Source organism: Nocardioides speluncae (assembly GCF_003121585.1).
GTDB classification, from domain to species: Bacteria; Actinomycetota; Actinomycetes; order Propionibacteriales; family Nocardioidaceae; genus Nocardioides; species Nocardioides speluncae.
The window spans coordinates 14,419-36,794 of the sequence record NZ_QEOO01000018.1 but is presented as its reverse complement, the minus strand read 5'-3'; the positions used below and the strand labels follow the sequence as shown (position 1 = coordinate 36,794).

Genomic DNA, 22,376 nt, shown 5'->3' with positions numbered 1-22,376 from the left:
CCATTTGGGCGGTTTGAACAATCCGTATTGTCCGAATTTACCTCTGTGCATTACGATCCGCGACCCAGGAAAGTGACCAGTCTCGCAGATGGATCGTCACTAGGGGATGTCGCTTTCTGGGGACCGAACCGACTGGGGCGATCCCGAGGATCGACCACCACCTGCGTCAACTCGAGCAGGTCGGCCGCGAAATCGGCGGGCAGTGGCTCGGGCCGGCCGACGGCCATCCCGACGTCCCAACCGTGTACGCCGATCTCCAGCGCCGCGGTCGCGAGCAGCAGCCCGCTCGGCAGCACGCTCCGCGCGCCGAGGGTTACCAGCTCCACCGGTGGCTCCACCCAGGCGTCGAGCAGGGCGCAGGCCCGAGCCTTCAGGTCCTCCGGGTCGCTGCCGGTGACCGTGCCCGGCAGGCCGACCGCGATCCGCCCGCCGCTCGCCTCGATGAAGGCGTCCAGGCCGTCGGCCATGTGCTCCAGCAGGTCGCGCAGCCACCACTCCGCGCACGGCGTGGGGTTATCGAGGTCCGCGTCGGTGACGTCGTCCAGCCGCAGACGCGTGTAGCTGATCGCCCGCTCCACCAGCTCGACGCCGACGTCGAGCTCAGGAAGCAGGTGCTCGCTGGTCATCCCGAGATCAGCCTGGATCTTGCCTGGTCAGCCGGCCTGGTCAGCTGGCGTGGTCGGCGGGCAGCCTGTCCGGCAGGCCGAAGGTCTTGAACAGCTCCAGCTCGAAGAAGACCCGGACGTGCCGGACCTTGTCGCCGGCCAGCTCCAGCACCTGCAGCTGGAACGGCACGAAGTCGCCCTCGGGCGTGCGCATGTAGAGGCCGAAGGCCGGCTCGCCGTTGGCCATGGTCGCGACCATCGGCATGTCGTTGGCGCCGCCGGGGCAGTTGATGTCGATGAGCTTGCCGATGGTCTCGGCGCCCTTGTACCAGCCCGGGAACGGCGGCATCTCCCACACCGCCTCCTCGGTCAGCATGCCGACGATCGCGTCGATGTCCTTGCGCCAGAACGCGTCGACGTACTTGTCGAGCATCTGCTTCTGGGGGACGGTGAGGTCCTCCTCGACGGTGTCCGCGGTGAGCGCCGCCGACTCCATCTGGGCGTGGGCACGCTGGAGGGCGGAGTTGACGGCCGCGGTGGTGGTCTCCAGCGCCTCGGCGACCTCGGCCGCCTTCCACCGGAGTACGTCGCGCAGGATGAGGACCGCGCGCTGCCGGGCCGGCAGGTGCTGGAGCGCGGCGACGAAGGCCAGCCGGATGGTGTCCTTCTCGGCGACCACGACGGCGGCGTCGGGCACCGGCTCCAGCCAGGTGATCTCGTTGTCGGCCTCGAGCTTCTGCTCAGCGGGGGAGTCGGAGGTGCCGAGGCCGGTGGGCATCGGCCGGCGGTCACGTCCTTCGAGGTTGGTCAGGCAGACGTTGGTGGCGATCCGGTAGAGCCAGGTCCGCACCGACGAGCGGCCCTCGAAGTCGTGGTAGCCGCGCCACGCCCGCAGGTAGGTCTCCTGCACCAGGTCCTCGGCCTCGTAGACCGATCCGGACATCCGGTAGCAGTGGGCGAGCAGCTCGCGCCGGTACTTGTTGGCGACTCCCTGGAAGTCGTCGTCGGTGCTGAGTGTCTCGCTCGATGTCGTCGTTGACATTGGTCGTCCTCCTGGGGTCCTCATCCAGTGTGCCCATGCGTGTAGACCGGCGTCGACCAGAAACCTCATCGGTATTCCGCAACACCGATGAGAAACGGACATCTCGGCGGTCTACCCCGTCGTACACCCTTTGCCGACCCCGTCCAACCCTCTCGCCAGAACGAAAGGCTGCCCCTGTGAACCGCCAGGTGTTCGTGAACCTCCCCGTGGCCGACGTCGTGGCTACGGTGTCGTTCTGGAAGGGCCTGGGTTTCCGGTTCAACGACGGGTACGGCGACGGCAACACCGCCTGCATGGTGCTCAGCCCGCTGGCCTGCGTGATGTTCCTGCACGAGCCGTTCTTCCACGGCTTCCACGGCACCGTGCAGTCGCTGGGCACCGAGCTGACCATGTCGATCCAGGCGATCAGCCGCGAGGAGGTCGACCAGCTGCTGACGCTCGCGGTGCTGAGCGGGGCCGAGGAGTCCGGAAAGCCGATGGAGTGCGACGGCATGTACGCCCGCTCCTTCATCGATCCCGACGGTCACATCTGGGAAGTGCTCTGGATGGCGACCTAGCCAGGGCAGGCCAGCCTTGTAACGCGGAGTTATGCGCACTGACCCGCAGTAATTACCGAGGGTCAGTGCGCATAACTCCGCGTTACAAGGACGGTCGCGCCAGCTCCAACGCCCGCTCGGCGGCGGGCAGGGCCGCCTCCCGATCCGCAGGGACCAGGCCGATCCGGGTACGGCGGTCCAGCAGGTCGCCGGCGTCAACCGCGCCCTCGTGGGTGACGCCGAAGACGAGCTCGGCGAGGGTGACGGGTACGCCGGGCGCGACGGGTGCCAGCAGCTCGTCGTCGGCAAGCCCAGTCACAGCGCGGGCGTTCTCCAGGACCAGCGCCGCCTCGGTGCCGTAGCGGCGGACCAGCCGCTCGGGGTCCTCCAGCGCCGCCAGCAGCGAACGCGGCGCGGCGCCGAGCAGCGGCAGGTTCCGGGTACGGCACGCCTTCGCCCGAAGCCCGGCCGCGGCGATCGCGGCGTCGACCGCGTCCTCGGCCATCTGCCGGTACGTCGTGAGCTTGCCGCCGACGATGGTGACCACGCCGGTCTCCGACGTGAGCACCGCGTGGGAGCGGGACAGATCGGCGGTGCTGCCGTCGCCGGTGTCCAGCAGCGGCCGCAGCCCGGCGTACATCCCGACCACGTCGTCTCGCCGCAGCGGCCGCGTGAACGCCGCCGCGACCACGTCGATCAGGAAGCCGACCTCGGCCTCCGACGGCTCCGGCACGTCCGGGATCTCGCCGGACACGGGCTCGTCGGTGAGGCCGGCGTACACGGTGCCGTCGGCCTGGGGCAGCACGAACACGAAGCGGTTGCTCTCGCCCGGCACCGGCGCGGTCACCGCCACCCGGAGCCCAGGGAACGTCGACGCCCGCAGCACCAGGTGAGTGCCACGGCTCGGCCGCAGCCGCACCTCGGGGACCAGGTCACCGGCCCAGACGCCGGTGGCGCTGACGACCGCGCCGGCCTCGATGGTGCGGGTCTCGCCGGTCAGCTCGTCGCGGAGTACGGCGCTGGTCCCGGTCGCGGACACCACCCGAACGCGGGTCCGCACCCGGGCGCCGTGCGCCGCGGCGGTGCGGGCGATGCCGAGCGTCAGCCGGGCGTCGTCCTCGAGCTGCCCGTCCCAGGACAGCAGTGCGCCGCGGAGCCCCTCGGAGCGGAGGCCGGGCGCCAGCGTGAGCGCCTCGGCCCGGGAGATCCGGCGCGGCTTCGGGAGCAGGTCGGCGCTGGTGTGGGCGCTGCGCCGGAGCAGGTCGCCAGCGCGCAGCCCGGCGGTGGTGACCGCGGCCTGGACCTTCGACGTACCGGAGGTCAGCGGGATCAGCATCGGCATCGGGTGGCTGAGGTGCGGCGCGGTGACCGCCATCAGGATGCCGCGCTCGACCGCGCTCTCATGGGCCACGCCGAGCTGGAGCTTGGCCAGGTAGCGCAGGCCGCCGTGGACAAGCTTCGACGACCAGCGCGACGTACCGAAGGCGACGTCGTGGGCGTCGACCGCGACCACGTCCAGCCCGCGCGAGGCGGCATCGAGGGCCACGCCGGCGCCGGTCACTCCAAGGCCGATGACCAGCAGGTCGGTGCGGTCGGGTACGCCGTCGAGCCCGGCAGCGAGCCGGCCCCGGTCGCTGGCCGGCACAGGCTTGTGCGGGCTCACGGTGCGAGCCCGCGCGCGAGGAGGAGCCGAAGCTCGCCGAGCATCGCTTCCTCGGTGATCGCGTCGTCGGCCATGGTCGGCATCGAGAAGGTGAAGCCGTGGGTGGTCAGCACCAGGCTGCGGGCGATCAGCACCGGGTCGCCCGCGCGGGCCGAGCCCGCTGCCTGCGCCTCGGCGATCTGCGCGACCAGGATGCCGAGCATCGCCTCCTGGGTCCGGCCGCGCCGCTCCAGCAGGTAGGGCAGCAGCAGTTCGGCGTCCAGGTCGAGGATCCTGCGGAACAGCGGGTTCGCGCGCAGCGCCATGATCGCGTTGACGACCAGGTCGGCGAGCCGGTCGGCCCAGGGCGCGGTCGGGTCAGGCTCATCGGTGAGCGTGATCATCAGCGCGCCCAGCTCGCGGGTCAGCAGGTCGCCGAGGAGGGCCGGCATGTCGGCCCAGGTGCGGTAGATCGTCATCCGGGAGACGCCGGCACGGCGGGCGACCTCGGTCAGCGTGGTCCGCCGCCAGCCGAGGTCGAGGATGCAGTCCCGGGCGGCGTCGAGGTAGCTGTCGCGCTGGGTCACGCGCTGGCCGCCACGTTGTGACAATCTACGTTCATGTGTCACATTATGGCACATGACGACCCCCGAGATGCACCCCAGCCGGTGGGGAGACCCGACCGCCGCCACGCCGCTGCCGGACTCCGCGCGCGGGTTGGTGGAGCTGGCCTTCGGCGCGCTCACCGAGCAGCCGGTGGTGGCCGACCCACAGTTGCCGGCGCCGGTGCTGAGCGACCCGGTGCTCGCCGCGTTCCGGGAGGTGGTCGGCGACGCGCACGTGCTCACCGACGACGCGTTCCGGCGGCTGCGCACCCGTGGCAAGTCCACGCCCGACCTGCTGCGCGCCCGGGCCGGCGACCTCTCTGACGCGCCGGACGCGGTGGTCCGGCCCGGCTCGTACGACGAGGTGGCCGCGGTGCTCGCGATCGCCGTCGAGCAGCGGGTGGCGGTGGTCCCGTTCGGCGGCGGTACGTCGGTCACGGGCGGCCTGGTCGCCGCGCGGGCGGCGTATGCCGGCGTGGTGAGCCTGGATCTGATCCGGATGAAGCGGCTGATCAGCGTCGACAAGGTCTCGATGACCGCGACCCTCGAGCCAGGCCTGCGCGGCCCGGAGGCGGAGGCGCTGCTCGCTGAGCACGGCGTGACGCTCGGCCACTTTCCGCAGTCGTTCGAGTTCGCGAGCATCGGCGGGTTCGCCGCGACCCGGTCCAGCGGCCAGTCGAGCGCCGGCTTCGGCCGGTTCGACGCGATGGTGGTCGGGCTGACCCTGGCCACCCCGTCCGGGCGGCTCGACCTCGGCACCGCGCCCGCCAACGCCGCCGGCCCGGACCTGCGCCAGCTGGTGCTCGGCTCGGAGGGCACGCTCGGCGTGATCACGTCGGTGACCGTGCGGGTGCGGCCGGTGCCGGAGACCAAGGTCTACGAGGCCTGGTCGTTCGGGTCCTTCACCGAGGGTGCCGCGGCGATGCGCGGCGTCGTCCAGGCCGGGCTGCAGCCGACCGTGCTCCGGCTCTCCGACGAGGCCGAGACCGCGATCAACCTGGCCCGTCCCGACGAGATCGGCGGCGCGAGCGAGGGCGGCTGCCTGATGATCGCCGGCTTCGAGGGCACCCCTGCCGCCGTCGAGGCCCGGCGGGCGGCGGTGGCGGCGCTGCTGACCGAGCTCGGCGGCAAGCCGCTGGGGACCGAGCGCGGTGAGGCGTGGGCGCATGGCCGCTTCAACGCGCCGTACCTGCGCGACTCGCTGCTCGACGTCGGCGTCCTCGTGGAGACGCTGGAGACGGCCACCTTCTGGGGAGGGATGGAGCGGCTGTACGCCGACGTCTCGGCCGCGCTGACCACCTCGCTGGGCGAGGGCACGCTGGTGCTCTGTCACATCTCGCACGTCTATGAGACCGGCTGCTCGCTCTACTTCACCGTCGCGGCGAAGGAGGGCGAGGACCCCGTCGCCCAGTGGCGCGCCGCCAAGGCCGCGGCCAGCGACGCGATGATCGCCGCCGGCGCCACGATCACCCACCACCACGCGGTCGGCACCGACCACAAGCAGTGGTACGCCGAGGAGATCGGGCCGGTCGGCGTCGCGATCCTGCGGGCGGTCAAGGCCGAGCTCGACCCGGTCGGCATCCTCAACCCGGGAGTGCTGATCCCGTGAGGTCCTACACCTTCCTGGTCAACCCGCGGTCAGGCGGCGGCGCGGCGCCTGAGGCCGTGGTGCCGGCCTCGCGGCTGCTCCGGGACGCCGGCGCCGAGGTCGAGGTGACCTACTCGCCCGGCCCGAAGGCGACGGTCGCACTGGTCGCGGCCGCCGTGGACCGCGGCGACGTGGTGGTCTCGGTCGGCGGCGACGGGATGCTCTCCTCGCTCGCCGGCGAGGTGTCCGCGCGCGGCGGCGTGCTCGGGCTGCTGCCGGCCGGCCGCGGCAACGACTTCGCACGGATGGTCGGGATCTCCCGCGACGACACCGAGGGTGCGGTCCGGGTGCTCCTCGAGGCTGAGCCGAGGAAGGTGGACCTGCTCCGCTACACCGGCCCGGGCGGCACGTCGCGCGTGGTCGCGGGCTCGGTCTACGGCGGGGTGGACGCGGTCGCCGCCGAGATCGTGGACCGGTCGCGGTTCGTCCCGAAGAGCCTGCAGTACCCGCTGGCAGCGGTCCGCGCGCTCGCGGCGTACCGGCCGGCGGAGGTCGAGGTGGTCGTCGACGGCGCCGCTCAGACGTTTCGGGCCGCGACGGTCGTGGCCGCCAACTCGGCGTACTATGGCAAGGGGATGAAGATCGCGCCTGGCGCGGTCCTCGACGACGGCCTGATCGACGTGGTGGTGATCGAGGCGGCGTCCAAGCTCGGGCTGATCCGCTCGATGCCCAAGGTGTACGACGGCGAGCACGTCGCGCTGCCCGAGGTGACCGTCCTCCGCGGCCGCGAGGTCACCCTGCGCGGCGCCACTGCCCGCGGCCCGATCCCGGTCGGCGGCGACGGCGAGCCGCTCGGCGTACTCCCTCGGCGTGGCGACGATCCCGCCACCGTCACCCTGCTCCCCGGCGCCCTCAACCTGCTCGGCTGAGAGTCGGTCGCGGGCGACGTCATACGAGCCCGCGGTTATGGCGACCGCTCCGTATGACGTCGCGCCGGACGTCATACGAACTGGGGGCTGTTGCGACCGCTCCGTATGACGTCCCACCCCAGCCGACGGTGCTGGTCACGCGACATTCTCGCCACAATGTCGCCTTCTGTCCCTTTACCTTGCGGCGAAGCCTAGGATCATGCAAACGACGGGGTGCCTGGACACTGGAGGCGAGTTGGACACGCTGGAGCAGACCACTGCTGATGAGGTCGAGCAGCCGGTCAGCCATGCCCGCGCGCGGAGCATGGTGCTGCCGAAGCGCAAGGTCGTCTTCGTACCGATGCCCAAGGGCGGGTGTACGTCGATCCTGTGGACGCTCGGCCAGCTCGGTGGCGTCAATCCCGACTACCTCGGCACCAGCCTGACCCCGCAGATCTCCCAGGTGATGACGATCCACGACGTCAGCCTCTGGCCGGAGCGGCTGCGATGGTCCGAGCTCGGCGACGACGAGCGCGCGGAGATCGAGGCCGACGACTCCTGGCTGCGGTTCACCGTGGTCCGCGACCCGGCGCGGCGGCTCTTCTCCGCGTGGCAGTCCAAGCTGCTGATGCGCGAGCCGCAGTACGTCAAGCGGTACGCCGAGGCCGACTGGTTCCCGCGGATCCCGCGCTGGCCGGCCGAGATCGTCGAGGACTTCCGCCGGTTCGTGCTGTCGCTCGGCGAGCCGGACGAGCGGTTCCCGCTCGACGTCCACTGGGCCCCGCAGACCGAGGTACTCACCGACGCGCCCAACCTCAACCACGTCGGCCACACCGAGCAGATGGACCTCACGCTGCGCCGGCTGCGCAACCACGTCGGCCCCGCCGTCGACAAGGTCAAGCGGCGCCGGGAGAACCGCACGCTCCTCGGTTACTCGCCCGGCCTGTACGACGAGGAGACCGCCGCCGTCGTCAACAAGCTGTACGCCGCGGACCTCGAGGCGTACGGCTACCAGCCCGTGGACGGCGACCAGGTCGGCCGGCTGGCCACCTGGCGCGGCGACGTGAAGCCGGTGCTGCCTGCCCTGGCCGAGCTGATCGAGCGGCACGAGCGGATCGGCGTACTCAACGATCGCGCCAAGCGGCTGCGGCAGCGGACCTGGGAGCTGGGTGCCGAGCTCCGCGAGCTCCAGCCTGAGCCGGAGCCCGAGCCGGAGCCCGAACCCGAACCAGAGTCGGAGGCTCCGCCGGTTGAGGAGGTCGCGCAGCGACCGTCTCGAAACCAAGGAGATCAAGAAGAGGGCTAGACGGCCGAGGTTTGGCCACCGCCGCACCCCGGTAGCATGTCGGCCATGTCGAACCCCCCGCTGCCTGCGTCATCTCGTCGTGTCGTCTTCGTGGTCGGATCGGGACGAAGTGGCACAAGCACCATGTCCGGAACCCTGCAGACCCTGGGCATGCATGTTCCGCAGCCCGAGGTCGCCGCGGACGACACCAACCCGAAGGGCTTCGGCGAGCCGCAGTGGGTGGTCGACTTCCACGACCGGCTGCTGCGCCGCTGCAGCGTCCAGGTCTCCGACGCCCGGCCGCAGGCCTGGTTCGAAGCCGGCAAGCTGAGCACCAACGAGCAGGTCCGCGAGGAGCTCGGCAAGTGGCTGGAGGGCCAGTTCCGCGAGGGTGGCGACGAGCTGGTGGTGAAGGACCCGCGGCTGGCCTGGTTCATCGGCCTGTGGCGGTCCGCGGCGCTGCGCTGCGGCGCGACCCCGTCGTACGTCACCATGCTGCGCCCGGTCACCGAGGTGGTCGGCAGCAAGCAGAAGTACTACACCCAGCGCTTCGGCGAGCTGAACCGCACGGCCGCCTGGGTCAACATGATGCTGCACACCGAGCGCGCCACCCGTGACTCGGACCGCGCGTTCGTCCGCTACCACGACATGCTGTCGGACTGGACCGTCCCGGTGCACGCGCTCGGCGAGAAGCTCGACCTCAAGTCCGTGAAGACCGCGACCGCCAACGACATCCGCCAGGTCCACAACTTCATCGACCCGTCGCTGCGCCGGGTGCAGCTGACCTGGGACGACGTGGACGTGCCGAAGCGGCTGCGCGACGTCGCGGAGGAGAGCTGGCAGGCGCTCAACCGGCTGGCCGACGAGGGCGGCGACAAGCCCGACACCCACAAGGTCCTCGACGAGCTCCGTGCCGAGTACACCCTGCTCTACGAAGAGGCCGAGGCGATCACCCAGTCGTCCGCCGCCGCGGCTCGCCGGGATGCGGCCGGCGGCGGCAACGGTGGCGGTGGCGCGGCCGGCGGTGACCCGGGCCTCGGCACTGCCGACCGGATCGCCCGCAAGGTCCCGCACGGCGTGCGCGCCGCGATCCCGCCGAAGGCCCGGCGCGGCGCCCGCAAGGCCCTCAACAAGGCCAGGGGACGCTAGCCAGTGGTCACTCCCGGAGGTTCATCGGCGCCTGAGCGGCCAGGGCACGCACATCGCTGCGTTGTCGTCGGTCGACGGGCCGCCGGCCCGCCTCCCTCCTCCGCCTTGCGCTGCGCGCACCCTGACCACTCATGCCCTCGACGAACCTCCGGGAGTGACCACTAGTGCCCGATCTGGGCAACATCGAGGAGATCCGCGACTTCGACATCGACTGGCCGTGGACCAAGGCCGAAGGCGGCCAGCTCCTGCCTGGCACCACGATGGTGCTGCGGGTCAAGAACGAGGCGCGGTCGCTGCCGTGGGTGCTGCCGCCGCTGCTGCGGGCCACCCAGGCGGTGGTGCTGGTCGACAACGAGTCCGACGACGGTACGCCGGACGTCGCCCGCCGTACCGCCGAGGAGCACGACGCGGCCGACCGGCTGCTTGTGACGTCGTACCCGTTCAAGGTGAGCCGCTGCGGCCCCGAGCACCTCGCCACCCCGGCCGACTCGGTGCACAGCCTGACCTACTTCTACAACTGGTCGTTCTCGCACGTGCGTACGTCGTACTCGGTGAAGTGGGACGGCGACATGGTGCTGACTGAGGACGGCGAGAAGCTGCTGGCCGACCTGTCCTGGCAGCTGCCCGGCAAGGACGTGGTCCTCTACGTCCCGCGGCACTCGCTGTACGTCGAGTCCGACACCGTCGGCTACCTCGACCTCGGCCTGGCCAACGCCGAGCCGTTCGGCTATCCGATGCACCCGGACTACCCGCACGTGAAAGCGTTCGAGTGGGAGCTGCGGATCTACCCCGACCACGCCCGGTCGGTGCGGATGCCGGAGGGCAGCTCGGTGGAGCTGAAGTGGCTGGACTCCGACGAGTTCGCGCACTGGACCAGCCCGGAGGCGTTCGAGACCAGCGCCCGCACCAAGCGGAAGCGGCGCGAGTACCAGCTGTTCACCGACCTCGGCGCCGGCCGCTGGGAGGGCCAGCCCGGTATCCACCGGATCGAGGCGCCGGCCGGCCGGCACATCGTCGAGTACGTCACCCAGGAGTGGCTGCCACGCGCGCCGCGCCCGCTCGTCGACCGCAACGCCGTACAGACGGGCGCCCGGTCGTGAAGCCGGACATCACCACCGTCGAGGGCCTCGGCGACTACGACATCACCTGGCCCTGGCGGCGGGCGCCGCTGACGGCCGGGCTCACTGCGGTGTTCCGGGTCCGCAACGAGGCCCGCAACCTGCCGTGGGTGCTGCCCCCGATGTTCGCCGCGGTCGACCACATCGTGCTGGTCGACAACCAGTCCGACGACGGTACGCCGGAGGTCGCCACGCAGGTGGCGGAGAAGGTCGGCGCGGCCGACCGGTTCACGCTCGCGTCGTACCCCTTCGACGTCTCGCGCTGCGGCCCCGAGCACCTCGGTACGCCGGCCGCGTCGGTGCACTCCCTGACCCACTTCTACAACTGGTCCTTCTCGCACGTGAAGACGTCGTACTCGATGAAGTGGGACGGCGACATGGTGCTCACCAAGGAGGGCGTGGCCACGATCGCGGACCTGGGCTGGCAGCTCGAGGGCTCCGGCGCGATCGTCCTGATCCCGCGGCACCCGCTGAACGTGGAGTCCGAGCGGGTCGCCTACCTCGACCTCGGGATGCGCGGCCGCGAGCCGTGGATCTACCCGATGGGCCCGGACTACACGTTCCTGAAGGCCTTCGAGTGGGAGCTGCGCGACTTCCCCGAGGACACCACCGAGCGGCTGCACCTGCCCGAGGGCATGTGCATCGAGATCAAGTGGCTGGACTCCGACGAGTTCGCCCACTGGACCAACGTCGACGCCTTCGACACCGCCCGCACGCCCCGCAAGAAGCGCGAGTACGAGGTCTTCACCGCCTGCCGCGAGGGCCGCTGGGACTCGGTCGACGGCGTGGTCCGGATCGAGGCCCCCGAGGGCATCCACGTCGTCGACTACGTCACCGACACCTGGCTCCCCGAGGCCCCGCGCCCGCTCCAGGCCTGAGTTCGCCGCCTGCCCTACCGGTCGGCTGCGTCGTCGGCGAGCAGGGCCTTGCCGTAGCAGGCCGCCAGGTCGATGAGGCCCGGCGCCGGGTCGCTGACCAGGCTCCTGGTCTCCATGACGTCGACGCGCTGCCACGGCCCTTCGTCCTCCGGGACCGTGGGGTGATGCAGCAGCTGGTCCACCAGGTTCGGGTACTTGGTCATGAAGATCGCCGCGGCCACCAGCTCCTGCTCCGACTTGCGGCTACCGATCGACAGCTGAACCGCCTGCAGCATGGACCAGGCGTTCGCGACCCGCTTGATCATCCGGGGGTTCTGCGGCATGTGCCGCGAGTACTTGGTCATGAGATGACGCGTCAGCTCCAGCACGTACTCCTCGCTCGACCGCTCGACCGAGATGGCGCTGCGCAGCGCGTCGGCCTCCGCGTCCGGGAACTGACTGGCAGACCGCTCGAGCTGGTCGAGGTGCGCCGCGCCTGTGGCCTCCGCGATTCCCTGGGCCGCTCTTGCGGTCTCCTCCGTGCCGGTCCGCGCGCCCGGCTTCTGGGACTCGGCCCCGTCCGCCTCCTCGGTCGGATCTCCAGCCACGTCGGACTCGGTGAGCAAGCGGACGTACTCCGACGCCTGCGGGAGCGTGAGCTCAGGAATGATGACCGTGTGGTCGAAGAGCTTCTGGATGAAGTCGGCGCCCAGTCCTCGGGTCTCGTCGCCGCTCACGTCCGCGAAGGTCTCGTAGGCCTTGGCGAAGGCGTTCCTGACCCAGCGTCCATCAGCCAGCACGAGGATGATCAGCGGTGCCGGCTGACGCCAGCGCGGGAACCAGCGGGGCCGCTCATGGTGTCGGACCAGCGTGTGGATCGTCTCCAGATAGGCGACGGTCTTCTCGTCGGTGCAGCGGTCGAGGTCGTCGACCACGAAGATGATGGGCCGTTTCGGGACTGAGAGCACGCGGCCGACGTACAGTCCGTAGGCCCCGACACCGAGCAGCGCGAGGCCGCCGAGGAGGGCGAACGTCGATCCGCTCCGGTCGTCGGCCCACGCGAGCCACAGCCCCCAGCCGAGGAGCAGGAGAACCCAGACTCCCAAGAGCGAGTCGGCGACCAGCTGGCTCCTTGTCGACCGTGGCGACCAGCGACGCTGCCTGGAGATCATGCCCGCGATCTCCGCCAGCGGCGCATCGTCCGACTTCTGGTAGAGGGCACCCAGCGCGGGGGACGACCAGAACAGCAGTCGGCTCAGCCCGAACGCACCGGCGACGGCGGCGGTCACCGCCGAGATCACCGTCTGCCACTTCTCGACCCATGCCTGGTTGCCCGAGTCCGACAGGAAGACGGCGTACACAGCCAGGAGTGCCACTGCGCCGACGAACACCTTCGAACGCGCCAGCCGTCCCAAGGCACTCCACACGATCATGGCTGCCTGGGCGGCGAGGGCTCGCTCCTTTCGTACGCCGCGGTAGAGCGTGGCTCCCAAGGCCCACCACTCGGGCCCGACCTTGGACTCCCGCCAGGCGTCGAAGTTCACGACGAGCGGCTTCCCGACGACCGCCGAGCGGCCGGCCAGCCCGTGCCTCAACAGGTGCACGAGCGTGGTCTTGCCCGTGCCCCAGGGTGCATCCACGCCGACGACCAGCGACTCCGGAGCGGTGGGGTCGATCCGGCACCGGTTGATCATCCGAACGATGACGTCCGCGAGGTGCTCGGTGAGCGGGCCGCGACCGATCGCGTCGACGTCGTAGATGCCGTCGACCAGCGAGAGTGCGTGGCTCGTCTCCCGGACCCGCGTCGTTGGCTCGGGTGCAGCCGCCGGCTGCTCGGCTTGAACCTCCTCCCCAGCCAGCAGACGCTCGATGTCGCTGCGCATCTCCGAGGCCGTCTGGTAGCGGTCCTCGACCCGCTTCGCCAGGCTCTTCATCACGATGGCGTCGACCTCGGGGGTGAGCTCGGGGCGATAGGCCGACGGCGGGGCCGCGGGCTCGCGAACATGCTGGTAGGCCACCGCCACCGGGCTGTCGCCGACGAACGGCGGCCGGCCGGTGAGCAGTTCGTAGAGGACGCAACCGGCGGAGTACAGGTCGGACCGCGAGTCGACGGACTCGCCGACGGCCTGCTCCGGCGAAAGATACTGCGCGGTGCCGACGACGGCCGTCGTCGCCGTCGACACGGCGTCGGACATCGCGACGGCGATGCCAAAGTCCATCACCTTCACCGCGCCGTCCTTCGTCAGCATCACGTTCCCGGGCTTGATGTCGCGATGGACGATCCCCGCGCCATGGGCGTACGCGAGAGCGTCCAGGACGCCGGCAACGATCTCCAGCGCCCGGTCCGGCGGAACCTGGCCGTCCTCGCGGATGACGGTGCGCAGGGTCTCGCCGTCGACGTACTCCTGGACCAGGTACTGCTGAGAGGGACCGGATCCGCCGGGAAGCCTCGCCTCGCCGTAGTCGTAGGTCGCCACGATCGCAGGGTGGTTGAGGCCGACCGCCACCCTGGCCTCGCGCGTGTACCGGGCCCGGTAGTCCGGCTCGCCCGTGAGGTCCACGCGCTGGAACTTGATCGCGACTACCCGCTCGAGAAGGGTGTCCCGGCCCTCGTAAACGTCGGCCATCCCGCCACGAGCGACGAGATCGACGAGCTCGTAGCGGTCTGCGATGAGTCGACCGGGTGGCCCTTCAGCCATGGTTCATGCTCCCAGAGCATGACTCCCGCCGGTCGGGTTTCCGCGGTACCTAAAGGGCGGCCGCCAGCCGGGTGCCCTGGTCGATGGCGCGCTTGGCGTCCAGCTCGGCGGCGATGTCGGCACCGCCGATGAGGTGGGCGTTGCCCGCCTCGCCGAGGACGTCGTACAGGTCGCGTACCGACTCCTGGCCGGCGCAGATCACCACGTGGTCGACGTGGAGCACCTGCGGAGTGCCGTCGACGGTGATGTGCAGGCCGGCGTCGTCGACGCGGTCATAGGTGACCCCGCTGATCAGCTTCACCCCGGACTGCTTCAGCACCGAGCGGTGTGCCCAGCCGGAGGTCTTGCCGAGGCCGATCCCGATCGGGGTGGTCTTGCGCTGGAGCAGGGTGACCTCGCGGATCGGCGTCCGCGGCTTCGGCTCGGTGAGGCCGCCGGGGTGCAGGGTCGGGTCGCCGACGCCCCAGTGCGCCATCCAGTCGTAGTCAGTGTCGCTCGGGTCGTGGGTGAGGAAGTGGGACACGTCGACGCCGATGCCGCCGGCGCCGATCACCGCGACCTTCTTGCCGACCGGCACGGTGCCGTTGATCGCGTCCGGGTAGCTGACCACCTTCGGGTGGTCGATCCCGTCCAGGGCCGGGACGCGGGGCGCGACGCCGGTGGCCACCACCACGTCGTCGTACGACGCCAGGTCGGCCGCGCTTGCTTCGACGCCAAGCCGGACCTCGACCCCGAGCACCTCCAGCCGGCGCCGGTAGTAGCGCAGCGTCTCCGCGAAGTCCTCCTTGCCGGGGATCTGCATCGCCAGCCGGAACTGGCCGCCGAGCTCCGCCGACTTCTCGAACAGCGTCACCGCCAGCCCACGCTCGGCCGCGCTGACGGCCGCGGCAAGCCCGGCCGGCCCGCCACCGACCACCGCGACCGTCTTTCGGGTCCGGGTCGGGGCGAGCACCAGCGTGGTCTCGTTGCAGGCGCGCGGGTTGAGCAGGCAGGAGGCCTTCTTGTTCTTGAAGACATGGTCCAGGCAGGCCTGGTTGCAGGCGATGCAGGTGTTGATCTCGTCGGCCCGCCCGGCCGCGGCCTTCGCCACGAACTCGGGGTCGGCCAGCAGCGGCCGCGCCATCGAGACCAGGTCCGCCTCGCCGGCGGCCAGGATGTCCTCCGCGAGCGACGGGGTGTTGATCCGGTTGGACGCGCAGACCGGCACGTCGACGACGCCCTTGAGCCGGGCCGTGGCCGACCGCCAGGCGCCGCGCGGCACCTGGGTGATGATCGTGGGGACCCGCGCCTCGTGCCAGCCGATGCCGGTGTTGAAGACGGTGACGCCGGCGTCCTGCAGGGCCAGCGCCAGCGTGGTGACCTCGTCCCAGGTCTGGCCGTCCTCGACCAGGTCGAGGAGCGAGATCCGGTAGACGATCGGGAAGCCGTCGCCGACCAGTTCGCGCGACCTGCGCACGATCTCCAGCGGGAACCGCATCCGCTTCTCGGCCGTGCCGCCCCAGCGGTCGGTCCGGTCGTTGGTGCGCGAGGCGAGGAACTGGTTGATCAGGTAACCCTCCGAGCCCATGATCTCGACCGCGTCGTACCCCGCCTTCTTGGCCAGCGCGACCGACTCCGCGAAGTCGGTGGCGGTCCGGTCCACGCCGCGGGTCGACAGCGCCGAGGGCTTGAACGGCGTGATCGGGCTCTTCTTCGCCGAGGCGCTGACGCTGAACGGCGTGTAGCCGTAGCGGCCGGCGTGCAGCACCTGCAGCGCGATCGCCCCGTCCTCGGCGTGTACGGCGTCGGTCACCTCGCGGTGCCGCATCGCCTGCAGCCGGGTGGTCAGCTCGCTGGCGAACGGCTTCAGCCAGCCGCGCTTGTTGGGCGCGTAGCCGCCGGTGATGATCAGCCCGGTGCCGCCGCGGGCCCGCTCGGCGAAGTACGCCGCCAGCTTGGGCAGGTCGTGCCGCCGGTCCTCCAGGCCGGTGTGCATCGAGCCCATCACCACCCGGTTGCGCAGGGTGAGGTCGCCGATGGTCAGCGGGGAGAGCAGGTGGTCGTAGGTCATCGCTCGTCCTTCGTGTGTGCGCGGGTGTGGGCGTCGAGGTACTCGGTCAGCCAGTCGATCCAGAACTGCTCCATGCGGACGCCGCCGCGGAGCACGAGGTACATGTCGAGCTCGCGGCCGGCGAGCCCGTCCGGCTTGGGGAAGTCGCGCTGCTCGATGCCCTCGTAGAGGGCGAGCAGGTCGCGGTGCTCGGCGAGCTTGGCGCGAGCGAGGTCGAGGACCTGCTCGCGGTCGCCGTACGACGCCGCCCGGAACTTCACCATCAGCTCCGAGCGCAGCGGCTGCGCGGGCGTCGGGGCGGCCAGCCAGCGGCCCAGCTCCTCGCGGCCGGCCGCGGTCACGTCGTACACCTTCTTGTCGGGCCGGCCCTGCTGGGCGACCACCTCCGAGCGCACCCAGCCGTCCTTCTCCATCCGGCTCAGGGTCCGGTAGATCTGCTGGTGGGAGGCGGTCCAGAAGTAGCCGATCGACTTGTCGAAGCGGCGGGTCAGGTCGAGGCCGGACGCGGCGCGCTCGCTGAGCGAGACCAGGATCGCGTGCTCGAGGGCCATGCCGGCAAGTCTGCGGGACCTATGCAACGAGTTGCAAGAGGTGTGCGACGCAGATCACTTGCATGTACCCCCCGGGCCGGGTGCGATGGAGGCCGGGCTGGCCGATGTCGTCTTCTGGGGTGCACTGGCCTTCGCCCTCGCCGTGGCCTTCGTGGTCACGCTGCCGGTGAACCACTGGATGATCGGCCGCGGCCGCGGGCACGCCGTCGTCCACGAGCTGCACGGCCACAGCCACGGTCACCACTGACGGACACCGACTGCCCTGCCGTTCCTGACTCCGCCCTGCCGAAGTTTCGGCAGGGCGGAGACCGTTCCGCCAGGTACCTGGCGAAACCGCCCTAAGGGTCGCCGAGCTCCTCGTTCGCGGCGCGCTCGGCGGCCTCGCTCTCGCGGACCAGCGCCTGCTTCTCCTCGGGCGACATGGCGGCCCACTGCTCGGCGTACTCCCGCATCCCGGCCTGGGCCAGCGAGGCGAACTCGGGGTCGCCGGCCAGGTCCCGCATCGTCATCCGGCCCTCGAGGGTGAGCTGGAGCTGGTGGCCGAGCGGGGTGCCGGCGTACTTGTCCCGCAGGACCGTCAGCGACCGCCGCAGCTGTACGGCGCCCGCGCGGTCGCCGGTGAACTCCTCGAACGGGTCGGTCTGCTGGTCTGTCATGACCAGATCGCCAGCTCGCCGCCCGGCATCGCGATCACGCGCTCCTGGTTCGGCCCGACGATCGACCAGGCCTCGAAGGCAGGTGTCGAGCTGACCGACAACGAGCCGTCCGGAAGGTGCACGGTGAGGTCGCCGCGGCTGGTGTAGGCCAGTCCGACGAGGGGACGGCCGACCATGGCATCCAGGAGGGCCTGGATGGCCGGCTCCTGCCCGTCGGTCGTCCGCAGGCTGGGCTGGCCGGGACGCGTGAGCTCGTAGTCGTTCTCGATCGTGATCAGCCAGCCGTCCTCGGTGGTCAGCTCGAGCGCCTCGGTCACCGTGACCGTGGTGAGGCGCTGTCCTGCGAAGTCGGTGATCATCGCTGCCTTCGTGTCGTCGTTCATCAGCCGGTCGGCTTCCAGCCCTTGGGCACAGGATAGGTGCCGTCCGGATTCATCGGGATGTGCGTGTGGGCGGCGTTCTCGGCCTTCGTCGCGCCCGGGATGTTCGGTTTGCCGTCCAGCCCGATCGGCTGGCCGTGCTCGTTGTAGTACCGGACGTAGCCGTTCGGGTACTGCGCGGTGGGCTCCATCACCCGGACCGAGTCCTTGTTGCCCGTTGCGCCGGGCCGCTGCCAGACCTCGCCCTTGCCGTTGTCGGAGACCCGTCCCTCCCAGTTCTCTCCGGCGGACGAGGGGCGCTGGTCGCCGGGAACCGGGTCGCCAGGCTTCTTCGGCGGCTTCGGAGGCGTCGGCGGGGTGCTGGCGTCGGCGGCGTTGTCCATCTTCTTGGCGTTCTTGAACTTGCCCAAGATGGCGCGCAGCGGCTTCACCTTGCTGACTGCGGCAGTCAGCTTGGCGACCGCGCCCGCCTTGGCGACGGCCTTCAGGGCACGCAGTGCCTTCAAGATCTTCCGAGCCGCCGACACGATTCGCCAGCCGGCGATCGCCGTACCGGCCGCGGCGCCGCCGCCGAAGGTGAAGAAGCCGACGATCGCGCCGGCGACGATGCTGACGCCCGCCTCGATCGCCATGTCGCGGACGATGTCCTTGATGACCTGGCGGGTGTCCTCGACCTGCTTGGCATAGTCGTCGCACGACTGCCCGATCGAGCGCAGCGAGTCCGCGAGGTCGGTGATCTGGGTCTTGAACTCGTTGAGCGCCTCGGTCGCCACCGGGATCTCGGGCGACTTCTGGCCGCTGAACAGGCCAATGGCGCGTTCTGGGTACGACGTCAGCCCGCCGACGGAATCCCCAGCGCTGCGCCAGGCCGCTGCCGCCTCGCGCAGCTTGCCGACGTTCGCGTTCGGCCAGGCGAAGCCCTCGAGGTGGTCCATGATCTCGTTCCAGAAATCGGGGAGATCCTCGTTGTCGCCGCCGAGACTGGACGGCGGCGTGAACGGTTGGATGTCGACCGGGCCTTCCGCGGGAAGCCCGCTCTGGCCGTCCCAGACCGGCACCGGCTTGTTGTAGACAGAGTTGGCGTTGGCCGCTCGGTGGTTCTCGATCGAGGTCGCGGTGAGGATGGCGAGCGTCGCGAACGAGTCGACCAGATCGTTGAGGGCGTCGACGCTCTCCTTGGCGGCGACGTCGTACTCCTTGGCGAACTCTTCCGAGGTCGTGTCGTCGCCGGCCATCGCGCCGTACCCGCTCAGCTTGCCGGTGAGCGTCGTGTAGTAGCGGGCTGCGAGCTGGTTGCCGCTGGACAGCGCCTGGGCCGCCCAGTCGAAGCCGCCGCCGTCGATGTCGAGCCGGACCATCAGCGGACCTGCTGCCACATGGTGAGGTTGGTCTTCGCGGCGCCGGTGTAGTTGCCGTGGGCAAGCTTGGCGGCGGCGCGGAGATCCTTGAGCGCGGTCCGCATGTCGCGCATACCCGTCGTCCACTCCTCGTGGGCCTCCTGCTGCGCGCCGGCGGCGAGCCCCTCCCACACCGACTGCAGCGCCCTGATCTGCTTTTCCAGGTCGGAGGTCAGCGTGGAGAGCGCGGTCTCGGTCTTGACCAGGTCGCCCACGATGTCGTCGAGCTCGTCTGCGTCGATGGTGAACCTGCCGGGGTCTCCGTGTCCCATGTCAGCCCAGCCTTTCGATGATCCGTGCGGAGATGGCGTCGAGCTTCTGCTGCGAGCCCTCGTCCTGCTCGATGAAGTCCTTGTGTGCTGCTTCCAGCAGCTCGCCCATCGCGACCAGGCCCTCGAGTACGTCGGTCGCGGCGAGCTTCCAGTCGTCCCAGGCGTCGACGAACGAGTCGGCGGCGACGCCGGTCCAGCCCTGCCCCAGGTAGCCGGACACCCGGCGGTCGATGTTGTCGCGGTCCTTGGTCAGCCGCCCGGCCGCCTCGCGGACATCAGACTTGCCCTTGTTGAAGGCCTGGTGGATCAGCTCGATGGTCACCGACACTCCCCTCACGTCGTACGGCGGTACGACGATGTTTGCCCAGCGCTGGCCGGCCGGAAACCCGGGTCTGTCGAGGTGTGGCGTCGCTCACGTCGACCCGACGTTGCCCTTCCAACTGTGACAGTAGATCTGTCAGGATCGGCGGCATGAGCCACACACTCGGTCAGGGAAGCGGCCCGCTGCGCGGGGTCAAGGTCGTCGAGATCGCGGGGATCGGGCCGGGGCCGTTCGCGTGCACCCACCTGGCCGACCTCGGCGCCGACGTGATCCGGATCGAGCGCCCGGGCGGGCCGCTCAGCCCCGGCAACCGGGAGAAGGACCTGAGCACCCGCGGCCGGCCGAGTGTGGCGATGGACCTCAAGAACCCGGACGCCGTCGCCGCGATCCTCGACCTGGTCGAGTCGGCCGACGTGCTGGTCGAGGGCCTGCGCCCCGGCGTACTCGAAAGGCTCGGGCTCGGTCCGGACGTCTGCCTGGAGCGCAACCCGCGGCTGGTCTACGCGCGGATGACCGGGTGGGGCCAGGACGGCCCGCTGGCCCATGCCGCCGGCCACGACATCAACTACATCGCGATCTCCGGCGCGCTCTGGGACCTCGGCCAGGACCCCGGCCGGCCGCACTACCCGTCCAACCTGCTCGGCGACTTCGGCGGCGGCTCGCTCTACCTGGTGGTCGGCATCCTGGCCGCGCTGCTGGAGTCGAAGACCTCGAGCGAGGGCCAGGTCGTGGACGCCGCGATCGTGGACGGCACCGCCCACCTCAACCTGATGTGGGCCAGCATGCTGGCGTCCGGCTTCGCCCGCGAGCAGCGGGCCGCCAACCTGCTCGACGGCGGGGCGCCGTTCTACGACGTCTACGAGACCTCCGACGGTAAGCACCTGTCGGTCGGCGCGATCGAGCCGCAGTTCTACGACGAGTTCGCGCGGCTGCTGGGGCTGCCGGAGGACGCGCCCGGGCAGTTCGACATCGGCGAGTACGCCGAGCTCAAGAAGCTGATCGCCGAGCGGATCGCCAGCCGCACGCAGGCCGAGTGGACCGAGGTCTTCGAGGGCACAGACGCGTGCGTCGCGCCGATCCTGCCGATGACCGAGGCCGCCCGGCACCCGCATCTCGCGGCACGCGAGACCTATGTCGACCGCGGCGGCATCCTGCAGCCGGCGCCGGCGCCGCGCTTCTCCCGGACCGCCGCCACGCTGACCACCGGCCCGAGCGTCTCCGGCGGCGACACCCGCGAGGCGCTGGCGGCCTGGGGCGTGGCAGGAGTCGACGCGCTCCTGGAGTCAGGCGCGGCTGTCCAGTCGTAGATCAGGCTCCGACGAGCTCGGCGATCTCCGCGACCGCCGAGCGGAGCCGGTCGGGCGGGGTTGCGGCGTACCCGATCACCAGGCCGGGGTACGGCGGGTCGCCGGAGTAGTCCGACAGTGCGGGCACCTGGATCCCGCGGCCGGCGAGCAGGTCGCGGACCGCGGCGTCGTCGACCCCGTCCGGCAGCTGGAGTACGACGTGCAGCCCGGCCGCGATCCCGACCGGCCGCCAGACCGGCAGTCGCTCGGCCAGCGCCTCGAGGAGCGCGTCGCGGCGCCGGCGGTAGAGCGAGCGGGTGCGGCGCAGGTGCCGGTCGTAGCCACCGGTGCGCAGCATCCGGACGAACGCCGCCTGCGGCAGCGGGGAGCAGCCGAGATCGGTGAGCCGCTTGCGCTCGATCACCGCGGCCCGCAGCGGCGCCGGCGGGACCAGCCAGCCGAGTCGCAGTGCCGGAGCGAGGGTCTTGCTCACGCTCCCGACGTACGCCACCCGGCAGGGCTCCATCGCCTGCATGGCCCGCAGCGCCGGCCGGTCGTAGCGGTGCTCGGCGTCGTAGTCGTCCTCGATGATCACGGCGTCGCGCTCGCGGGCCCAGGCGAGCAGCGCATGGCGGCGTTCCGGCTGCAGGGCGGTGCCGAGCGGGAACTGGTGGGCGGCGGTGACGACCACGGCCCGGCAGCCCGTCTCGGTCAGGTCGTCCACCCGGATCCCGTCGCAGTCGACCGGCACCGGCCGGGGCCGCAGGCCGGCCGCGGCGGCGACCTCGGCAGCGCCCGGGTGGCCGGGGTCCTCGACCGCGACATCCCGGTGCCCGGCGGCGACCAGCGCGGCGCTGAGCAGCGAGAACGCCTCCGCCGCGCCGTGGGTGATCACGATGTCGTCGGCGGTGGTGCTGACCGCCCGTACCCGGCCGAGATAGCCGGCGAGCTCGGCACGCAGCTGCGGCAGGCCGGCCGGGTCCGGATAGCCGAGGGCCTCGTCCGGTAGCTCGCCGAGGGAGGCGCGGGTGGCCGCGACCCACTCGGCGCGCGGGAACGCCTGCAGTGACGGCAGGCCCGGTCTGAGGTCGAACCGCCAACGCGGCGCCGGGCTCGGCGCGGGTGCCGCGGGCGCGGTCGAGCCGGCCAGCGCCCTGGCCACCGAGGTGCCCGACCCCGGCCGGCTGACGAGGTAGCCCTCGGCGACCAGCTGGCCGTACGTCGCGGTGATCGTGCCCCGCGAGACCCCGAGCTGGCCGGCGAGGTCCCGGCTCGACGGCAGCCGGGTGCCCGGTGTCAGCTGGCCGCCACGGATCGCGTCGCGCAGCGCGCCCTCGATCGGCCTTTCGTGCCGGCCGCGACTGGTCGCGGCGGCGCCGGGGAGCAGCAGCTCGCGCAAGGTGGTCCATTCTTTGCCCACAAGAGTGG

Annotated in this window: 22 protein-coding genes; 9 read left to right on the top strand and 13 right to left on the bottom strand. The window is 71.0% G+C overall.

Annotated features, from left to right (window positions below; translation table 11 throughout):
- Nucleotides 1-50: 50 nt before the first annotated feature.
- Entirely contained in the window at nt 51-626 is a 576-nt protein-coding gene (locus tag DDV73_RS11000) for a TIGR03086 family metal-binding protein (RefSeq protein WP_109507296.1), read from the bottom strand.
- A 40-nt stretch (nt 627-666) separates the two neighbouring features.
- Entirely contained in the window at nt 667-1,647 is a 981-nt protein-coding gene (locus DDV73_RS10995; protein WP_109507295.1) for a sigma-70 family RNA polymerase sigma factor, read from the bottom strand.
- Nucleotides 1,648-1,823: 176 nt separating this feature from the next.
- Here DDV73_RS10995 and DDV73_RS10990 point away from each other — a divergent pair, with 176 nt between their 5' ends.
- A complete protein-coding gene (locus tag DDV73_RS10990; RefSeq protein WP_109507294.1) occupies nt 1,824-2,204 on the top strand; it encodes a VOC family protein in 381 nt (126 codons plus the stop codon).
- Between the two features lie 82 nt (nt 2,205-2,286).
- On the opposite strand, the gene DDV73_RS10985 is transcribed toward DDV73_RS10990, so the two are convergent.
- Nucleotides 2,287-3,846: a glycerol-3-phosphate dehydrogenase/oxidase gene (locus tag DDV73_RS10985; protein WP_109507293.1), complete on the bottom strand. Its 1,560-nt coding sequence runs from the start codon at nt 3,844-3,846 to the stop codon at nt 2,287-2,289.
- Entirely contained in the window at nt 3,843-4,412 is a 570-nt protein-coding gene (locus DDV73_RS10980; RefSeq protein ID WP_240617243.1) for a TetR/AcrR family transcriptional regulator, read from the bottom strand. The genes DDV73_RS10985 and DDV73_RS10980 overlap by 4 nt, the downstream gene beginning before the upstream one ends.
- A gap of 52 nt (nt 4,413-4,464) precedes the next feature.
- Between DDV73_RS10980 and DDV73_RS10975 the strand changes: the two genes are divergently transcribed.
- The 6 genes from DDV73_RS10975 to DDV73_RS10950 all read left to right on the top strand — a co-directional run bounded on the left by DDV73_RS10975 (nt 4,465) and on the right by DDV73_RS10950 (nt 11,356).
- Nucleotides 4,465-6,039: an FAD-binding oxidoreductase gene (locus tag DDV73_RS10975; RefSeq protein WP_240617242.1), complete on the top strand. Its 1,575-nt coding sequence runs from the start codon at nt 4,465-4,467 to the stop codon at nt 6,037-6,039.
- Complete coding sequence (locus DDV73_RS10970) at nt 6,036-6,947, top strand: diacylglycerol/lipid kinase family protein (RefSeq protein WP_109507291.1); 912 nt, start codon at nt 6,036-6,038, stop codon at nt 6,945-6,947. The genes DDV73_RS10975 and DDV73_RS10970 overlap by 4 nt, the downstream gene beginning before the upstream one ends.
- A 199-nt stretch (nt 6,948-7,146) precedes the next feature.
- Nucleotides 7,147-8,232, top strand: a complete 1,086-nt coding sequence (locus DDV73_RS10965) for a sulfotransferase family 2 domain-containing protein (RefSeq protein ID WP_109507290.1) — start codon at nt 7,147-7,149, stop codon at nt 8,230-8,232.
- Between the two features lie 150 nt (nt 8,233-8,382).
- Nucleotides 8,383-9,360, top strand: coding sequence for a sulfotransferase family protein (locus tag DDV73_RS10960; RefSeq protein ID WP_240617241.1), 978 nt, complete (start codon nt 8,383-8,385; stop codon nt 9,358-9,360).
- Nucleotides 9,361-9,524: 164 nt separating this feature from the next.
- Nucleotides 9,525-10,460, top strand: coding sequence for a glycosyltransferase (locus DDV73_RS10955; protein WP_109507288.1), 936 nt, complete (start codon nt 9,525-9,527; stop codon nt 10,458-10,460).
- On the top strand, nt 10,457-11,356 hold the full coding sequence (locus tag DDV73_RS10950; protein WP_109507287.1) for a dolichol-phosphate mannosyltransferase subunit 1: 900 nt from the start codon (nt 10,457-10,459) through the stop codon (nt 11,354-11,356). The genes DDV73_RS10955 and DDV73_RS10950 overlap by 4 nt, the downstream gene beginning before the upstream one ends.
- A 14-nt stretch (nt 11,357-11,370) precedes the next feature.
- Here DDV73_RS10950 and DDV73_RS29595 read toward each other — a convergent pair whose 3' ends face one another.
- The 3 genes from DDV73_RS29595 to DDV73_RS10935 are packed head-to-tail and all read right to left on the bottom strand — an operon-like array spanning nt 11,371 to nt 16,635.
- Nucleotides 11,371-14,034, bottom strand: a complete 2,664-nt coding sequence (locus tag DDV73_RS29595) for a protein kinase domain-containing protein (RefSeq protein WP_109507286.1) — start codon at nt 14,032-14,034, stop codon at nt 11,371-11,373.
- Nucleotides 14,035-14,083: 49 nt separating this feature from the next.
- On the bottom strand, nt 14,084-16,084 hold the full coding sequence (locus tag DDV73_RS10940) for an NADPH-dependent 2,4-dienoyl-CoA reductase (RefSeq protein WP_109507285.1): 2,001 nt from the start codon (nt 16,082-16,084) through the stop codon (nt 14,084-14,086).
- Nucleotides 16,081-16,635 (bottom strand): PadR family transcriptional regulator, encoded by a 555-nt coding sequence (locus tag DDV73_RS10935; protein WP_109507284.1) that lies wholly within the window; start codon nt 16,633-16,635, stop codon nt 16,081-16,083. Before DDV73_RS10935 ends, DDV73_RS10940 begins: the two co-directional genes overlap by 4 nt.
- A gap of 58 nt (nt 16,636-16,693) precedes the next feature.
- Between DDV73_RS10935 and DDV73_RS10930 the strand changes: the two genes are divergently transcribed.
- Nucleotides 16,694-16,882, top strand: a complete 189-nt coding sequence (locus tag DDV73_RS10930) for a DUF4396 domain-containing protein (protein ID WP_240617240.1) — start codon at nt 16,694-16,696, stop codon at nt 16,880-16,882.
- Between the two features lie 91 nt (nt 16,883-16,973).
- Here DDV73_RS10930 and DDV73_RS10925 read toward each other — a convergent pair whose 3' ends face one another.
- From DDV73_RS10925 to DDV73_RS10905, 5 genes are read right to left on the bottom strand one after another with little or no spacing between them, the layout of a single operon-like run.
- Complete coding sequence (locus DDV73_RS10925) at nt 16,974-17,291, bottom strand: hypothetical protein (protein ID WP_109507282.1); 318 nt, start codon at nt 17,289-17,291, stop codon at nt 16,974-16,976.
- Nucleotides 17,288-17,674, bottom strand: a complete 387-nt coding sequence (locus DDV73_RS10920) for a DUF6188 family protein (RefSeq protein WP_109507281.1) — start codon at nt 17,672-17,674, stop codon at nt 17,288-17,290. The genes DDV73_RS10925 and DDV73_RS10920 overlap by 4 nt, the downstream gene beginning before the upstream one ends.
- Nucleotides 17,674-19,047, bottom strand: coding sequence for a WXG100-like domain-containing protein (locus DDV73_RS10915; RefSeq protein ID WP_154402714.1), 1,374 nt, complete (start codon nt 19,045-19,047; stop codon nt 17,674-17,676). Before DDV73_RS10915 ends, DDV73_RS10920 begins: the two co-directional genes overlap by 1 nt.
- A complete protein-coding gene (locus DDV73_RS10910) occupies nt 19,029-19,340 on the bottom strand; it encodes a WXG100 family type VII secretion target (protein WP_109507279.1) in 312 nt (103 codons plus the stop codon). Before DDV73_RS10910 ends, DDV73_RS10915 begins: the two co-directional genes overlap by 19 nt.
- A gap of 1 nt (nt 19,341) precedes the next feature.
- Entirely contained in the window at nt 19,342-19,662 is a 321-nt protein-coding gene (locus tag DDV73_RS10905) for a WXG100 family type VII secretion target (RefSeq protein ID WP_161962357.1), read from the bottom strand.
- 149 nt (nt 19,663-19,811) lie between these two features.
- On the opposite strand from DDV73_RS10905, the gene DDV73_RS10900 reads away from it, so the two are divergent.
- Nucleotides 19,812-20,969: a CaiB/BaiF CoA transferase family protein gene (locus tag DDV73_RS10900; protein ID WP_109507277.1), complete on the top strand. Its 1,158-nt coding sequence runs from the start codon at nt 19,812-19,814 to the stop codon at nt 20,967-20,969.
- Between the two features lies 1 nt (nt 20,970).
- Here DDV73_RS10900 and pdxR read toward each other — a convergent pair whose 3' ends face one another.
- Nucleotides 20,971-22,368 carry a MocR-like pyridoxine biosynthesis transcription factor PdxR gene (gene pdxR, locus DDV73_RS10895; protein WP_109507276.1) on the bottom strand — a complete coding sequence of 466 codons (1,398 nt, stop codon included), beginning with the start codon at nt 22,366-22,368 and terminating at the stop codon, nt 20,971-20,973.
- Nucleotides 22,369-22,376 lie beyond the last annotated feature (8 nt).

What these genes read in the sequence shown, in the direction of transcription:
- DDV73_RS11000 (WP_109507296.1), bottom strand. Translation starts at nt 626, where the DNA reads ATGACCAGCGAGCACCTGCTTCCTGAGCTCGACGTCGGCGTCGAGCTG.
- DDV73_RS10960 (WP_240617241.1), top strand. Translation starts at nt 8,383, where the DNA reads ATGCATGTTCCGCAGCCCGAGGTCGCCGCGGACGACACCAACCCGAAG.
- DDV73_RS10925 (WP_109507282.1), bottom strand. Translation starts at nt 17,291, where the DNA reads ATGACAGACCAGCAGACCGACCCGTTCGAGGAGTTCACCGGCGACCGC.
- DDV73_RS10900 (WP_109507277.1), top strand. Translation starts at nt 19,812, where the DNA reads ATGAGCCACACACTCGGTCAGGGAAGCGGCCCGCTGCGCGGGGTCAAG.
- DDV73_RS10910 (WP_109507279.1), bottom strand. Translation starts at nt 19,340, where the DNA reads ATGGGACACGGAGACCCCGGCAGGTTCACCATCGACGCAGACGAGCTC.
- DDV73_RS10965 (WP_109507290.1), top strand. Translation starts at nt 7,147, where the DNA reads ATGCAAACGACGGGGTGCCTGGACACTGGAGGCGAGTTGGACACGCTG.
- DDV73_RS10920 (WP_109507281.1), bottom strand. Translation starts at nt 17,674, where the DNA reads ATGAACGACGACACGAAGGCAGCGATGATCACCGACTTCGCAGGACAG.
- DDV73_RS29595 (WP_109507286.1), bottom strand. Translation starts at nt 14,034, where the DNA reads ATGGCTGAAGGGCCACCCGGTCGACTCATCGCAGACCGCTACGAGCTC.
- DDV73_RS10995 (WP_109507295.1), bottom strand. Translation starts at nt 1,647, where the DNA reads ATGTCAACGACGACATCGAGCGAGACACTCAGCACCGACGACGACTTC.
- DDV73_RS10940 (WP_109507285.1), bottom strand. Translation starts at nt 16,084, where the DNA reads ATGACCTACGACCACCTGCTCTCCCCGCTGACCATCGGCGACCTCACC.
- DDV73_RS10975 (WP_240617242.1), top strand. Translation starts at nt 4,465, where the DNA reads ATGACGACCCCCGAGATGCACCCCAGCCGGTGGGGAGACCCGACCGCC.
- DDV73_RS10935 (WP_109507284.1), bottom strand. Translation starts at nt 16,635, where the DNA reads ATGGCCCTCGAGCACGCGATCCTGGTCTCGCTCAGCGAGCGCGCCGCG.